Origin of the sequence: Alsobacter sp. KACC 23698 (assembly GCF_045348435.1) — a bacterium.
Classification (GTDB): domain Bacteria; phylum Pseudomonadota; class Alphaproteobacteria; order Rhizobiales; family Beijerinckiaceae; genus Alsobacter.
In genome coordinates this window covers 4,979,712-4,993,279 of sequence record NZ_CP157484.1, presented here as the reverse complement: position 1 = coordinate 4,993,279, position 13,568 = coordinate 4,979,712, and the positions used below count along the sequence as shown (strand labels likewise).

Genomic DNA, 13,568 nt, shown 5'->3' with positions numbered 1-13,568 from the left:
TCACCGTGCGGCCCGGAGAGCCTCGAGCACTTTGCCGGACGCCCGGCCGTTGCGGCTCAGGCCTTTCTTCACCTGGAAATCGGCGATCGCCTCGCGGGTCTTGGTCCCGATCGCGCCGTCGGGCTGGCCGACGTCATAGCCGCGCTGGTTGAGCAGCGCCTGGACCTCCCGGCGCTCGACGCGCGACAGGCCGCGGTCGTCGGTCGGCCAGGGCGTCTGGAAGGGTCCACCTCCCCTCAGGCGGTCGGACAGATGCGCGATCGCGAGAGCGTAGCTCTCGGCGGCGTTGTAGCCGTATATGGCGTCGAAGTTCCGGGTCACCAGGAACGCCGGTCCGCTCGCGCCCGCCGGCAGCATGAGGCCCGCCGAGCCGCCCGGCATGGGGCGTCCGTCCGCGCGCCGCACTCCGAGCCGCTCCCAGTCGGCCATGGGGCGCTTCTTCGTCCGGCCCGCCAGCCCCGTGTTGAAGCCTGGCGGCAGCCTGACTTCGAAGCCCCAGGTCCCGCCCGTCTGCCAGCCGGCCTTGGCGAGGTAGTTCGCCGTGGAGCCCAGCGCGTCCGGGATGGAGTCCACCACGTCGCGTCGGCCGTCGCCGTCGAGGTCGACGGCCAGGCGCAGGAAGGTGGAAGGCATGAACTGCGTGTGCCCGAAGGCCCCGGCCCAGGACCCCGTCAGGTGGTCCGGCGCGACGTCGCCGCGGTCCAGGATTTTCATCGTGGCGGCGAACTCGGTGCGGAAATAGGCCTGCCGGCGCCCGTAGCAGGACAGTGTCGCCAAGGATTGCACGAGAGGCCGCTTGCCGATCGCCTTGCCGAAATCAGATTCGACGCCCCACACCGCCACGATGACATGCCGGTCGACGCCATAACGGCTTTCCGCAGTCGCCAGCGCCTGGCTCCACTGCCGCAGCATGGCCCGGCCGTCCGCGACGCGCTCCTCATCGACCAAGGCGGCGAGATAGTCCCAGATCGGCGTCTTGAACTCGGGCTGGTCGTTGAGGAAGTCGATCACCTTCATGTCGGGCTCGAGCCCGCGCGCAGCCGCGTCGAAGGTCTGGGCCGACACGCCCTGGGCGACCACGGAATTCCGCAGTCCGCCAAGGCACGTCCTGAAATCCTGCGCGGATGCGGGAGGGGCGGCGGCGAAGAGGCCGACAGTCAGCAGGGCTTTGCCCGAGAGCGAGGCGATTCGAAGGTTCATGCGCGCCATGCTAACCGAGCCCGCGCGGAATCGGTATCCCGCGCAGGCTCGACGCGCGCCAACGCGTCAATAGGCGCCGAAGCCGACCGTGGTTCCACAGCAGTTCGGCAGATCGAACCGCCCGGGAAGCGTCTCGCCGCCGAACCGGCTATTGATATTGGAGTAGACCGGGGTCGAAAGGCCCTGGCCGACATAGACATAGTTCAGCTGGTAGCCGGTGCCGGGCTTCACCACCGTGCCGGCGTTCAGGTAAGAGCGCTGGGTGACTGTGATGTCGTTGACCCGCCGGCGCGTCTGCGCGTCGGCTCCGGTGGCCAGCATGGCGGCGGCGATCAGGCCCAAGGCGGTCGCTTTGCGAAACATGGGTTCCTCGCTTCGATCGGCGTTGCGGTGTCTTGACGATAGGATCTTACAACCACAACGCCGGACGACGTTGACGGATCCCAATTATGGCCGCGCCTTCGCTTCACGATTGCGAGCGCAGCAACCCGCTCGGATCGATCTCGGGATCGAGCCAGGCCGCCCGGCGTGCGCCCGGCGCGGCCTTGGAGCCGCATTGGGGAAGGCGGTTGCGCTCGGCCCGGGAGAAATAGGCCTTGAGGGCCGCGTCGTCGCCGGCGCCGACCAGGTCCAGCCTGTCCAGCGCGCAGGCGAGCGTCAGGCGGTCGACGGCTTTGCCGGCTCCCCCGCATTGCCAGCCGGTGAGCCGGAGCTGAGCGTCCTCGCCCATGATGCGCCACGCCACGCAGGCATGCTCCACGCCGTCCGCCGCCAGGAGGATGTCGGCGGTCTCGGCCTGGCCGAACTTCGTCGCCATCGGCGTCGGAACGGAGCTGCGGGTCACCGCCAGCCCGGCTTCGGCCGCGCGTCGGGCTGCTTCAAGGAACAAGGTGCCGGGCGCGACGGCCTCGGAACCCGGACGATAGGCGGCGATGCTGGCGAAGCCTGCGGCGGAGCCGACCGCGCCGAAGCTATGGACCTCCTCCCGGCCGCCGCCCTCGACATGCCTGCGGGCCACGAGGGCGCGCGGGTCGCGGGGAAGAAGCGGCGTGTCCAGCGAGAACATCGGGATGGGCCGATTGACCTTCACCCAGGCGGCGGCGGAGGTGCGGGCCGGAGCGGCGCTGGTCGCGCCCGGTTCGCTGGGCTCGAGCCGGTTCGCGTCAGCGTGTCCGAGCAGGAGCGCCGTCAGCAGGGCGGCCAGCGTCGCCAGGATGGCGATGCCCGCGAGTCTCCGGCGAGCGTTTGAAAGACCGCGGCGCGACTTTCGCGCGCGCCTGCGAGACATCGATCCTTGACTATGCGCCTCGTGCGGGATCGGCAGCGCGACCGCCGAGTAAGTCGAAGAAACCTGAACCATGACGCAACCCCGTTCCGCGCTTGTTTGATTGTCGGATTGCGTTCAACTTGACCTGTCTCTTTCAGAGCTTCGTTACCTCGGCAGGACTTTTAGGGCGGAGAGTCAATGACGGGTTGAGCGACAGCGTTAACGGCTGATCTCAGCCGAACGCCGGCGTCCCGGAGATCCCGCACTCGCCTTCAGGAGAGATTGACTTTGCGGCGGCGCCCGTGTTTCTGCTCCCCTATCGGCGATTTCGCCGGGGAACAGCTTCACGCCATGCGCTTTGCGATGTCGACCAAAACGACGGGCAAAACGACGGCCGCCAAAGGCGGCGCGTCGCGCTGAGCTATTCCTCGCTCCGGAGACTCCCCCGGCGGGGGAAGAGGGACCGCAAGACCTGCGGCTGAACCTCCGGGGGAGACCAAACCGCAAGACGAAACAGGATATCTCGCCATGGTTTTGAAGGTCGCCGATGGATTTCGCGTGGCGGTCGTGGGCGCCACCGGCAATGTGGGTCGCGAGATGCTCTCCATTCTGGAAGAGCGCGCGTTTCCGGTGTCGGAAGTGGTCGCGCTGGCCTCCAGCCGCAGCCAGGGCACGGAGGTCTCGTTCGGAGACAGCGTGCTGAAGGTCCAGGTCATGGAGCGCCACGACTTCGCCAACACGGATATCTGCCTCATGTCGGCGGGTTCGACGGTGTCGAAGGAGTGGTCCCCGCGGATCGGCGCGGCCGGCTGCCTCGTGATCGACAATTCGTCCTGCTGGCGCTACGACGAGCGCGTCCCGCTGGTCGTGCCCGAGGTCAACGCCCATGTGCTGGCCGACTATATGGGCCAGAAGGACAAGCTCAACATCATCGCCAATCCGAACTGCTCGACCGCGCAGCTCGTCGTCGCGCTGAAGCCGTTGCATGACCGCGCCAAGATCCGCCGCGTCGTGGTGTCGACCTACCAGTCGGTGTCCGGCGCCGGCAAGGAGGGCATGGAGGAGCTCGATCGCCAGACCAAGGCGCTCTACTCGCTCCAGGAGGTCGCGGCCAAGAAGTTCACCAAGCGCATCGCCTTCAACCTGATCCCCCATATCGACGTGTTCATGGAGGACGGGTTCACGAAGGAAGAGTGGAAGATGATGGTCGAGACCAAGAAGATCCTCGACCCGAAGATCAAGCTGACGGCGACCTGCGTGCGCGTGCCGGTGTTCATCTCCCATTCGGAATCGGTCAACGTCGAGTTCGAGACCCCGCTCTCGGCCGACGAGGCTCGCGACATCCTGCGCTCCGCGCCCGGCTGCCTCGTGATCGACAAGCACGAGGACGGCGGATACATCACCCCGCACGAGGCGGCGGGCGAAGACGCCACTTACATCTCCCGCATCCGCGAGGACTCCACCGTCGAGAATGGCTTGGCGTTCTGGTGCGTGTCGGACAATCTGCGCAAGGGCGCAGCCCTGAACGCCGTGCAGATCGCCGAGGCGATCATTAACCGTAAGCTGCTCCGTCCTAGGGCGCTCGCCGCCTGATCGGCTAGATCCAGATCGCCACCGGGACGTCATGCGCGTCCCGGCCCGGCGGCGAGGGGAAGCTCTGCGCCTCGCCGCGGGCGATGCGAAGCGCCGAGACCGCGCACGCACAGGCGTCCAGCACGTCGTCGAACGCTGCCCCGCGCGGCGGCCGCGCCTCCAGGAAGGCGCGCGCAAAGCCTGCCTTTTCGAGCAAGGCCCGTCTCTCCTCCAGACCCGGCCCGTAGGGGCTGGACTTCACCTTCTTGGGCTGGGAGAGCGGCGCGCCCTTATTGAGGCGCATGAACGCGCCTTCCGGGTGCGTCTCCCTCACACGGTCGCGCAACCCGGGATCGGCTCGCAGAAGGGCGTCGACGTCGCGGATCTTGGGAAAGAGAAAGAAGCACTGCTTGGAGACGGCGCGGGGCGGAACGGAGGTCCGCAGCGCGGCCGCGCAGGCGTCCCGGTAGTCGAGCGTCTCCACGGCGGCGCGCGACGGCACCGAGAACACCGACGACTGGCGTGCGCCCAGCAAGGGCCGGAGGAGCGTCTCGGGGCCGCGTCCGCCCGGGCCGACCTGGTCCGGCAGTCCGATCGGCATGTCGACGGCCACGATGGCGGCCGCGGGTGGACCTCCCAGCACGCCCGCGAAGGTCGGATGCACCGTCAGCAGCGGATCGGCCACGCCGTCCAGCGCCAAGGTCACGGCCACCCAGCCGCCCGGGCAACCGTCCACGCCCGCCACCCATGTCGACATCGCGCCCCCCTTCGGCGACTCGCCGGAAGGACGATGGCGCGCCCTGTCGCCGGCGTCTATGCTGCGGTGCAACCGTGTTTGTCGCAGCCTGTCGGGTCTCGTTCCATGCCAGCCTCCCCCACCGCCGCCCCAATCCGTCCCCGCCGCAGCGTGCTCTACATGCCGGGGTCGAACGCCCGCGCCATCGAGAAGGCGCGCACGCTGGCCGTCGACGGCGTGATCCTCGACCTCGAGGACGCCGTCGCGCCCGATGCGAAGGCGGCGGCGCGGGCCCAGGTGGCCGAGGCCGTCAAGGCCGGCGGGTTCGGCGGCCGGGAGGTCGTGATCCGGATCAACGGCCTCGACACGCCCTGGGGCGAGGCCGACCTGCGCGCCGCGGCGGCGGCCGGTCCGGACGCCGTGCTGGCCCCCAAGATTTCGTCGCCGTCGCAGATCGTGCGGCTCGCCTCCCTGCTGGCGAGCGCCGGCGCGCCCTCGTCCCTGCGCCTCTGGGCGATGGTGGAGACGCCGCTCGCCATCCTCAACGCCGGCGCGATCGCGTCCGCCGCGCAGGATCCAAGCAACCGGCTCGCCTGCTTCGTGATGGGCACCAACGACCTGGCCAAGGAGACGCGGGCCCGGTTCACGCCGGATCGCGCCCCCTTCGGGCAGTGGCTCTCGACGGCGGTGACGGCCGCCCGCGCCTACGGCCTGGACATTCTGGACGGCGTCTACAATGCGATCTCGGACGAGGCCGGGTTCCGGGCCGAATGCAAGCAGGGCCGCGATTTCGGCTTCGACGGCAAAACGCTGATCCATCCGAGCCAGATCGAGCCCGCCAACGCGATCTTCGCGCCGTCGGCCGACGAGGTGGCCTGGTCGCGCAAAATCATCGCGGCTTTCCAGGAGCCCGAAAACCGGGACAAGGGCGCGCTGCAACTCGACGGCAAGATGGTCGAGCGCATGCATGCGGAGATCGGCCGGCGCGTGGTGGCCATCGCGGACGCGATTGCGGCGCGCGGCTGAGAGGCGCGCCGCCGCCTCCGCGCGTCAGCGGGCGGCGGTCCGCTTTGCGGCGCTCCTGCCGTCCTCAGGCGCCGAGCGGGGCGCCCTGGCGACGATCCGGACGATGTCCTTCATGATCTCGTCCATGACGTAGTTCTTCGGCGTGTAGACGGCGGTGACGCCGATGTTCTTGAGCACCAGCTCGTCGTCGGGCGGCACGATGCCGCCGACCACGACCGGAATATGGCCCAGTCCCTCGTTGCGCAGGCGGGCCATCACGTCTCGGACGAGCGGGACGTGCGATCCGGACAGGATCGACAAGCCGATCACATGCGCGTCCGTCTCGCGCGCCTTGGCGACGATCTCGGCGGGGGTCTGGCGGATGCCGTCATAGGTGACGTCGAATCCGACGTCGCGGCCCCGCAGCGCGATCTGCTCGGCGCCGTTGGAGTGGCCGTCCAGGCCGGGCTTGCCGACGACGAGCCGGGGCGTTTCGCCCAGCTCGGCGGCCAGCTCCGACACCATGACGCGAACCTCGCGCTCGGCCGCGGAGGTCCGGGTCTCCGGGGTGACGCCCGTGGGGGCGCGGTACTGGCCGAAGATCTCGCGCAGCGCCTCGCCCCACTCGCCCGTGGTCACCCCCGCCTTGGCGCAGGCGATGGAGGGCTCCATGACGTTGCGGCCCTCCCGGGCGGCGGAGCGCAGTTCTTCGATCGCGGCTTCGGCGGCCTGGGCGTCACGGCCGCTCCGCCAGGACCGGATGCGCGCGATCGCTTCGATCTCGACCTGTTCGGGGACGGTGAGCACGGAGCCCTCTCCTGCGGTCAGCGGGGAGGGCTCCGTCTCGCGCCAGCGGTTCACGCCCACGACGATCTGGTCGCCCGCCTCGATCCCGGCGATGCGCCGGGCGTTCGATTCGACCAGCATGCGCTTCATGTAGCCCGTCTCGACCGCCGCGATCGCTCCGCCCATGCGGTCGATCTCGGCGAGTTCGGCCAGGGCGGCCTGCTTCAGCTCGGCCACCTTGCGGGCGATCTCGACCGAGCCGTCCAGGATGTCGCCATATTCCAGAAGATCGGTTTCGTAGGCCATCACCTGCTGCATGCGCAGCGACCATTGCTGGTCCCACGACCGGGGGAGCCCGAGCGCCTCGTTCCAGGCCGGAAGCTGGACCGCCCGGGCCCGGGCGCCCTTCGACAGCACGACGGCCAGCATCTCGATGAGGATGCGGTAGACGTTGTTCTCGGGCTGCTGCTCGGTCAGGCCCAGCGAATTCACCTGTACGCCGTAGCGGAAGCGCCGGTGGCGCTCGTCGGATACGCCGTAGCGGTCCCGCGCGATTTCGTCCCAGAGCTCTGCGAAGGCCCGCATCTTGCACAGCTCGGTGACGAAGCGCATGCCGGCGTTGACGAAGAACGAGATGCGGCCGACCACCTCCGAGAAGGTCTTTTGGTCGACCTCGCCCGACGCCTTCACGGTGTCCAGCACCGCGATGGCGGTGGCGAGCGCATAGGCGAGCTCCTGCGTCGGCGTCGCCCCGGCCTCCTGCAGATGGTAGCTGCAGACATTGGTGGGGTTCCACTTCGGCATCTCGCTCGTGGTGAAAAGGATCACGTCCTTCACCAGCCGCATCGACGGCGCGGGCGGGAACACATAGGTGCCGCGCGACAGATATTCCTTGATCAGGTCGTTCTGGGTGGTGCCCTGCAGGGCGGCCCGGGGGGCGCCCTGCTCGTCCGCGACCGCCACATAGAGGGCCAGCAGCCAGGGCGCGGTCGCGTTGATGGTCATCGAGGTATTCATCTCGGCGACCGGGATCTGGTCGAACAGCGCCCTCATGTCGCCCAGATGCGCAATCGACACGCCGACCTTCCCGACCTCGCCGCGCGCCAGCGCATGGTCCGGGTCGTAGCCGGTCTGGGTGGGAAGGTCGAAGGCGACCGAAAGTCCGGTCTGTCCCTTCGCCAGATTGCCGCGGTAAAGCTTGTTGGAGTCCGACGCCGTCGAGTGCCCCGCATAGGTGCGGAAAATCCAGGGCTTGTCGCGCTCGGGGCGGCCGAGGTCCTGAGTGGGGCGGGCCAGGGTCATGCGGGCGGTCTCCGGAGGCCGGCGCCCTCACGCGTGGTGGAGAGCGTCGCGAGCCTATCATGGTGCAATGCGGCAAGATGCGGCAAGGCCCACCCCGACGCCATCCGTCTAATGGTCGGAGGCCCCGGCCGGTTCAGGTTACGATGCGCCTGGCGACCGCCAGGCTCAGGATCAGGCCGAAGGCGGAGCCGATGCACACCGCCGCGATCACCATGGGGTCGGTGTTCTTCACGGGTTGCCCGTACTGGTTCCACAGAGCAAGGCCGCCGATGGCGCCGGCGGCGAGCAGGACGGCGTTGCCGACCACCCCGAAGGCGAACTCGTGCATGATGTCGTCGACCACCCAGGCGATGATGAGCGAGACGACGATGACGGCGCCGACGAACCAATTGACGGCCTCGGTGGGAATGTTGGCGAATCCGAGTAGCCGAACCATGCCGCGACGTCCGTCTCAAACGCGGCGCTATCGCCGCAAGGTGACTCACGCGTCCAGGTTGCATCCAGCCTGACGAATTTGACGTTAACGGCGCGCCTTCCTTCCGCCGAATTGTCCCATCGCAGTATGGCGCAGTGCAGCAACCGGAGGCATGATCGCCGCACATGCGAGGAGAACCAGCCGTGGCCGCAACGTCGAACGCGCCGTCCGTCGCTCCGTCGAGGGGCGCCCCCAAGGACCTCTACGACATCGGCGAGATCCCGCCTCTGGGCCATGTGCCTGAGAAGATGTGGGCTTGGGCCATCCGCAAGGACCGGCATGGCCCGCCAGAGGACGCCATGCAGCTGGAGGTCATCCCCACCTGGGCGATCGGCGACGACGAGGTGCTCGTCCTCGTGATGGCGGCCGGCGTCAACTACAACGGCGTCTGGGCGGCGCTGGGCCAGCCCATCTCTCCCTTCGACGGCCACAAGCAGCCGGTGCACGTCGCGGGATCGGACGCCTCCGGCATCGTCTGGGCCGTCGGCCGCAAGGTGAAGCGCTGGAAGGTGGGCGACGAGGTCATCGTCCACTGCAACCAGGACGACGGGGACGACGAGGAGTGCAATGGCGGCGACCCGATGTTCTCCACGAGCCAGCGCATCTGGGGCTACGAGACCCCGGACGGCTCGTTCGGGCAATTCTGCCGCGTGCAGTCCCGCCAGCTGATGCAGCGGCCGAAGCACCTGACCTGGGAGGAGAGCGCCTGCTACACGCTGACGCTCGCGACCGCCTACCGGATGCTCTTCGGCCATGCGCCGCATACGATCCGGCCTGGAGACAACGTGCTGGTCTGGGGCGCGTCGGGCGGTCTCGGGGTGTTCGGGGTGCAGCTCTGCGCCGCGTCCGGCGCCAACGCGATCGGGGTCATCTCGGACGAATCCAAGCGCGACTACGTGCTGGGCCTGGGCGCCAAGGGCGTGCTCAACCGCAAGGATTTCAACTGCTGGGGCCAGCTGCCCAAGGTGAACTCGCCGGAATTCAACGCCTTCATGGGCGAGTCGCGCAAGTTCGGGAAAGCGATCTGGGACATCACCGGCCGCAAGGACGTCGACATCGTCTTCGAGCACCCCGGGGAGCAGACCTTCCCGGTCTCCACCTTCGTGGTGAAGCGCGGCGGCATGGTGGTGTTCTGCGCGGGCACGACCGGCTTCAACATCACTTTCGACGCGCGTTTCGTCTGGATGAGGCAAAAGCGCATCCAGGGGTCTCACTTCGCTCATCTGAAGCAGGCGGCGGCGGCGAACCAGTTCGTCATCGACCGGCGGATCGATCCGTGCATGAGCGAGGTGTTCCCGTGGGACAAGATCCCGCTGGCGCACACCAAGATGTGGAAGAACCAGCACGCGCCCGGCAACATGGCCGTTCTGGTGAACGCCCAGCGCACCGGGCTGCGGACCTTCGACGACGTCCTCGAAGCTCAGCCGGGCTGAGAGGCCAAGGTCGCCGCCTCAGCGGTTGCGCTGCAGGAAGACCCGGCCGCGCTGGAGCCAGCCTTTCTTCTGCTGGGCCGCATAGCGCTCCCGAACCCGGGCGAGTTCGGCGTTGAACTCGCCTCCGTACACGAAGATGGACGCGATCGTGTAGAGGAACACGAGCGCCACCATGACGGACGCCAGCCCCGCATAGGTCGACGCGTAGTTGCTCGCCGCCTTGGCGAGATAGATGCCGAAAGCGTGGCCGGACGAGAGCGCCAGGGCCACCGTGAGGGCCACGCCCGGGATGATTTCGCGAAAGGCGCGGCGACCGCAGGGCAGCCAGAGGTGAAGGATGATCAGCGCCGAAACGATGATCAGCGTCGCGACGCCGAATCGGCCGACCGTGATCACGTAGGAGTAGGGCTGGAGCTGCGGGACATAGAGGATCGCGGTCTGCCAGAGGACCGGGGCGAGCACGACCAGGAAAGCCAGCGACAGGAGCGCCGCCGCGCCGACCAGCACATAGGCGATGGATTCCAGCCGCAGCAACCACCAGGCGCGATGCTCCTTCAGCCGATAAGCGCGGTTAAGGCCGATCCTCAGGCTCTCGACGCCGTTGGATGAGAAGTAGATCGCCAGCAGCACGCCCACGGTCAGGACGTCGCCGCGGGCTTTGTTCATGACGTTGTGGATCTCGCTGCTGAGCGGATCCGCGACGCGAGAAGGCCAGGCCTCGAGCAGCAACCCTACGACCTCGTCGGCGAGCTGCTTCGATCCGAAGAAGCCGGCCAGAGAGGTCACGAAGATCAGGAACGGGAACAGCGACATCAGCCCGGACAGGGCGATATGGGACGCGATGGCCCACCCGTCGTCCTCGACGAAGCGCCAGTAAGCGTCATAGATGATGCGTGGCAAACGCCGCATCTGAACCTTTCACTCCGTCCCGCGCGCCGGCGACGAGGACTCGACCGATCGGACGTCCTGACCTATCGAAGCCCCGCCGCCTGCCTGCAGTGTAGGGCCATGCTGGCTCGGCGCCAGCGACGCCCTCACCCGCATTCTCCTGCACCATACGGAAAAGTGCGGCCCGGAGTTCTGCGCCATTTCCGATTTTCCCCGCCCATCGCCTCCTCCCGCCTCTCCGGCCTTGTTGCGCGCAGCCCCGATGGCGTTCGTGCTCATTTGGTCGACAGGATGGATCTCGGCCCGCTTTGGGGCGCCCTACGCCGACCCGCTGACGTTCCTGTCAATCCGGTTCGCGCTGGCGGGCGTCGTCGTCGCCTTGCTGGCGTGGGCGGCCGGCGCCGCCTGGCCGGCGAAGCGCCGCGACGTGGCGCACGCCATGACGTCCGGGGCGCTGCTGCACGCCGTCTATCTCGGCGGCGTCTGGTGGGCGATCGCGCGCGGGCTCCCGGCGGGCGTCTCCGGCCTGATCGCGGCGGTGCAGCCGATCCTCACCGCCATCCTGGCGCCGGCGCTGGTCCATGAGCGGATCTCGGTCCGCCAATGGCTCGGCATCGGGCTGGGCTTCGTCGGGATCGGCCTCGTCCTGCTGCCGAAGCTGGCCGGACTCGGCCCGGGCGAGCTCGCCACGGTCGCCGGGCCGATCGGGGTCAATCTCGTCGGCATGCTGGGCGTGACGCTGGGCTCCTTCTACCAGAAGCGCTTTGTCCCGACGGGCGACCTGCGGACCGTCACGGCCCTCCAATATGCGGGCGCTTTCCTGGTGGTCGCGCCGGCCGCGCTGTGGCTGGAGCCGCTCAGGGTGGAATGGAACCTCACCGTCGTCCTCACCATGGCGTGGTCGGTCCTGGCCCTCTCCATCGGGGCGATCGGGCTCCTGCTCCTGCTCATCCGCAACGGCGCGGTCTCGCGCGCGGCGGCGCTCATCTATCTGGTGCCGCCGGCCGTCGCCATCGAGGCCTACCTGCTGTTCGGCGAGACGCTGGCCCCGATCCAGGCGCTCGGCATGGCGGCGACCGCGGCCGGGGTGGCGCTGGCCACCCGCAAGGCCTGAGCGGGTCCGCCGAAAGGGGCATTGCTGGACAGGGGGCCCCGCTCCATGTTGCATTGCGGTGCGACCGACGCCGCACGGCAAGACCGCTCGGAGGAGCCCTGATGACCCGCCTCGCCACCGCCGCCGAACCGGATGTCCGAGACTGGCTGACGCTCGCCGAGGAAGCCGCATTGGCCTTGGCCGGGCTGACCGCGGACGCGGTCAACGCCGTCCGGGCGCGGGTCACGGCCGACGGGCGGATCTCCGCAGCGCAGCTCGAACGTGAGCAGCACGCCGCCCACGGACTGGCCTGGCTGGCCACTTATGCGGAAGCGGTTCGCGAATTGGCCGCCTATGGCCGCCTGCTCCAGGCCGAAGCGCGGTTCGGGGAGACCGAGGAGCTGCTCGTCGCGATCGGAGTCGGCGAATACTGCGCCCAGGTTTTCGGGGGCATCCCGATGAGCCAGGGCGAAATCGTGCGCCTCCCGGCCCTGGGCCTGACGGCTTCGCAGATCGCGGCGCGGCGGACGGCGGCGATCGAGACGGTCATCCGGGAAGGCTCTACGCCGGCCCAGCGCGCCCGTCTGGTGGCGCGGATTCGGGAGGCCCAGGGCGCGGCCACGATGGGCGACGCGGGCCTTGACGAGACGCTCGAGGCCATCCGGGCGGAGATGCGCAAATTCGCCGAGAGCGAGGTGCTTCCCCACGCTCACCAGTGGCATTTGAAGAATGAGTACATCCCGCTCTCGGTCATCGAGAAGCTGGCCGATCTCGGCGTGTTCGGGCTGACCCTGCCGGAGGAGCATGGCGGCCTGGGGCTGAGCAAGGTCTCCATGTGCGTGGTGTCGGAAGAGCTGTCCAGGGCCTATATCGGCGTTGGATCGCTGGGCACCCGGTCGGAAATCGCCGCGGAGCTGATCATCGGCGGCGGCACGGAGGAGCAGAAGGCCCAGTGGCTGCCGCGCATCGCGAGCGGCGAGGTGTTGCCGACGGCGGTGTTCACGGAGCCGAACACGGGCTCGGACCTCGCCTCCCTGAAGACCCGCGCCGTGCGGGATGGAGACGTCTACAAGGTCACCGGCGCCAAGACGTGGATCACCCATCCGGTCCGCGCCGACGTGATGACCATGCTGGTGCGCACCAACCCGGAGGAGGCGGGCTACAAGGGTCTGTCGATCCTGCTCGGGGAGAAGCCGCGCGGCAGCGACGAGGATCCCTTCCCGGCGAAGGGCATGACGGGCGGCGAGATCGAAGTCCTGGGTTATCGGGGCATGAAGGAATACGAGCTCGCCTTCGACGGGTTCGAGGTTCCGGCCGCCAATCTGCTGGGCGGCGTGGAAGGGCAGGGCTTCAAGCAGCTGATGCAGACCTTCGAGTCGGCGCGCATCCAGACGGCCGCGCGCGCCGTCGGGGTGGCGCAGTCGGCGCTGGACATCGGGCTGCGCTACGCCGAGGAGCGCGTGCAGTTCGGCAAGCCGCTGATCTCGTTCCCGCGGGTGTCCGACAAGATCGCCATGATGGCGGTCGAGGTGAATATCGCCCGCCAGCTCACCTATTTCGCCGGACGGGCCAAGGACGACGGCAAGCGCTGCGACGTGGAGGCCGGCATGGCCAAGCTGCTCGGCGCCCGGGTCGCGTGGGCGGCGGCCGACAACGCGCTGCAGATCCATGGCGGCAACGGATTCGCGCTCGAATACGAGATCTCGCGCGTGCTGTGCGACGCCCGCATCCTCAACATCTTCGAGGGGGCGGCCGAGATCCAGGCCCAGGTGATCGCGAGGCGCCTGCTGGACGGGGCCAACTAGCGGTCG

Annotated in this window: 12 protein-coding genes; 5 read left to right on the top strand and 7 right to left on the bottom strand. The window is 68.5% G+C overall.

What is annotated here, in order from left to right:
* From ABEG18_RS23915 to ABEG18_RS23905, 3 genes are all read right to left on the bottom strand, one after another.
* A complete protein-coding gene (locus ABEG18_RS23915; RefSeq protein WP_406855538.1) occupies nucleotides 1-1,200 on the bottom strand; it encodes a lytic murein transglycosylase in 1,200 nt (399 codons plus the stop codon).
* Between the two features lie 66 nt (nucleotides 1,201-1,266).
* Complete coding sequence (locus tag ABEG18_RS23910) at nucleotides 1,267-1,563, bottom strand: hypothetical protein (protein ID WP_406855537.1); 297 nt, start codon at nucleotides 1,561-1,563, stop codon at nucleotides 1,267-1,269.
* A gap of 103 nt (nucleotides 1,564-1,666) precedes the next feature.
* Nucleotides 1,667-2,488: a hypothetical protein gene (locus ABEG18_RS23905; protein WP_406855536.1), complete on the bottom strand. Its 822-nt coding sequence runs from the start codon at nucleotides 2,486-2,488 to the stop codon at nucleotides 1,667-1,669.
* A 507-nt stretch (nucleotides 2,489-2,995) separates the two neighbouring features.
* On the opposite strand from ABEG18_RS23905, the gene ABEG18_RS23900 reads away from it, so the two are divergent.
* Nucleotides 2,996-4,060 carry an aspartate-semialdehyde dehydrogenase gene (locus tag ABEG18_RS23900; protein WP_406855535.1) on the top strand — a complete coding sequence of 355 codons (1,065 nt, stop codon included), beginning with the start codon at nucleotides 2,996-2,998 and terminating at the stop codon, nucleotides 4,058-4,060.
* Nucleotides 4,061-4,064: 4 nt separating this feature from the next.
* On the opposite strand, the gene ABEG18_RS23895 is transcribed toward ABEG18_RS23900, so the two are convergent.
* On the bottom strand, nucleotides 4,065-4,796 hold the full coding sequence (locus tag ABEG18_RS23895; RefSeq protein ID WP_406855534.1) for a DUF429 domain-containing protein: 732 nt from the start codon (nucleotides 4,794-4,796) through the stop codon (nucleotides 4,065-4,067).
* 105 nt (nucleotides 4,797-4,901) lie between these two features.
* Between ABEG18_RS23895 and ABEG18_RS23890 the strand changes: the two genes are divergently transcribed.
* Nucleotides 4,902-5,801, top strand: coding sequence for an HpcH/HpaI aldolase/citrate lyase family protein (locus ABEG18_RS23890; protein ID WP_406855533.1), 900 nt, complete (start codon nucleotides 4,902-4,904; stop codon nucleotides 5,799-5,801).
* A gap of 24 nt (nucleotides 5,802-5,825) precedes the next feature.
* On the opposite strand, the gene ABEG18_RS23885 is transcribed toward ABEG18_RS23890, so the two are convergent.
* Together ABEG18_RS23885 and ABEG18_RS23880 are read right to left on the bottom strand one after the other, a co-directional pair.
* On the bottom strand, nucleotides 5,826-7,868 hold the full coding sequence (locus tag ABEG18_RS23885; RefSeq protein WP_406855532.1) for a protein meaA: 2,043 nt from the start codon (nucleotides 7,866-7,868) through the stop codon (nucleotides 5,826-5,828).
* A 133-nt stretch (nucleotides 7,869-8,001) separates the two neighbouring features.
* Nucleotides 8,002-8,304, bottom strand: a complete 303-nt coding sequence (locus ABEG18_RS23880) for a hypothetical protein (protein WP_406855531.1) — start codon at nucleotides 8,302-8,304, stop codon at nucleotides 8,002-8,004.
* Between the two features lie 182 nt (nucleotides 8,305-8,486).
* Between ABEG18_RS23880 and ccrA the strand changes: the two genes are divergently transcribed.
* Complete coding sequence (gene ccrA, locus ABEG18_RS23875) at nucleotides 8,487-9,776, top strand: crotonyl-CoA carboxylase/reductase (protein ID WP_406855530.1); 1,290 nt, start codon at nucleotides 8,487-8,489, stop codon at nucleotides 9,774-9,776.
* A gap of 18 nt (nucleotides 9,777-9,794) precedes the next feature.
* On the opposite strand, the gene ABEG18_RS23870 is transcribed toward ccrA, so the two are convergent.
* Entirely contained in the window at nucleotides 9,795-10,685 is an 891-nt protein-coding gene (locus tag ABEG18_RS23870) for a YihY/virulence factor BrkB family protein (protein WP_406855529.1), read from the bottom strand.
* Between the two features lie 241 nt (nucleotides 10,686-10,926).
* Here ABEG18_RS23870 and ABEG18_RS23865 point away from each other — a divergent pair, with 241 nt between their 5' ends.
* Both ABEG18_RS23865 and ABEG18_RS23860 read left to right on the top strand, forming a co-directional pair.
* On the top strand, nucleotides 10,927-11,778 hold the full coding sequence (locus tag ABEG18_RS23865; protein ID WP_406855528.1) for a DMT family transporter: 852 nt from the start codon (nucleotides 10,927-10,929) through the stop codon (nucleotides 11,776-11,778).
* 101 nt (nucleotides 11,779-11,879) lie between these two features.
* Entirely contained in the window at nucleotides 11,880-13,562 is a 1,683-nt protein-coding gene (locus tag ABEG18_RS23860) for an acyl-CoA dehydrogenase family protein (RefSeq protein WP_406855527.1), read from the top strand.
* Nucleotides 13,563-13,568: the final 6 nt, after the last annotated feature.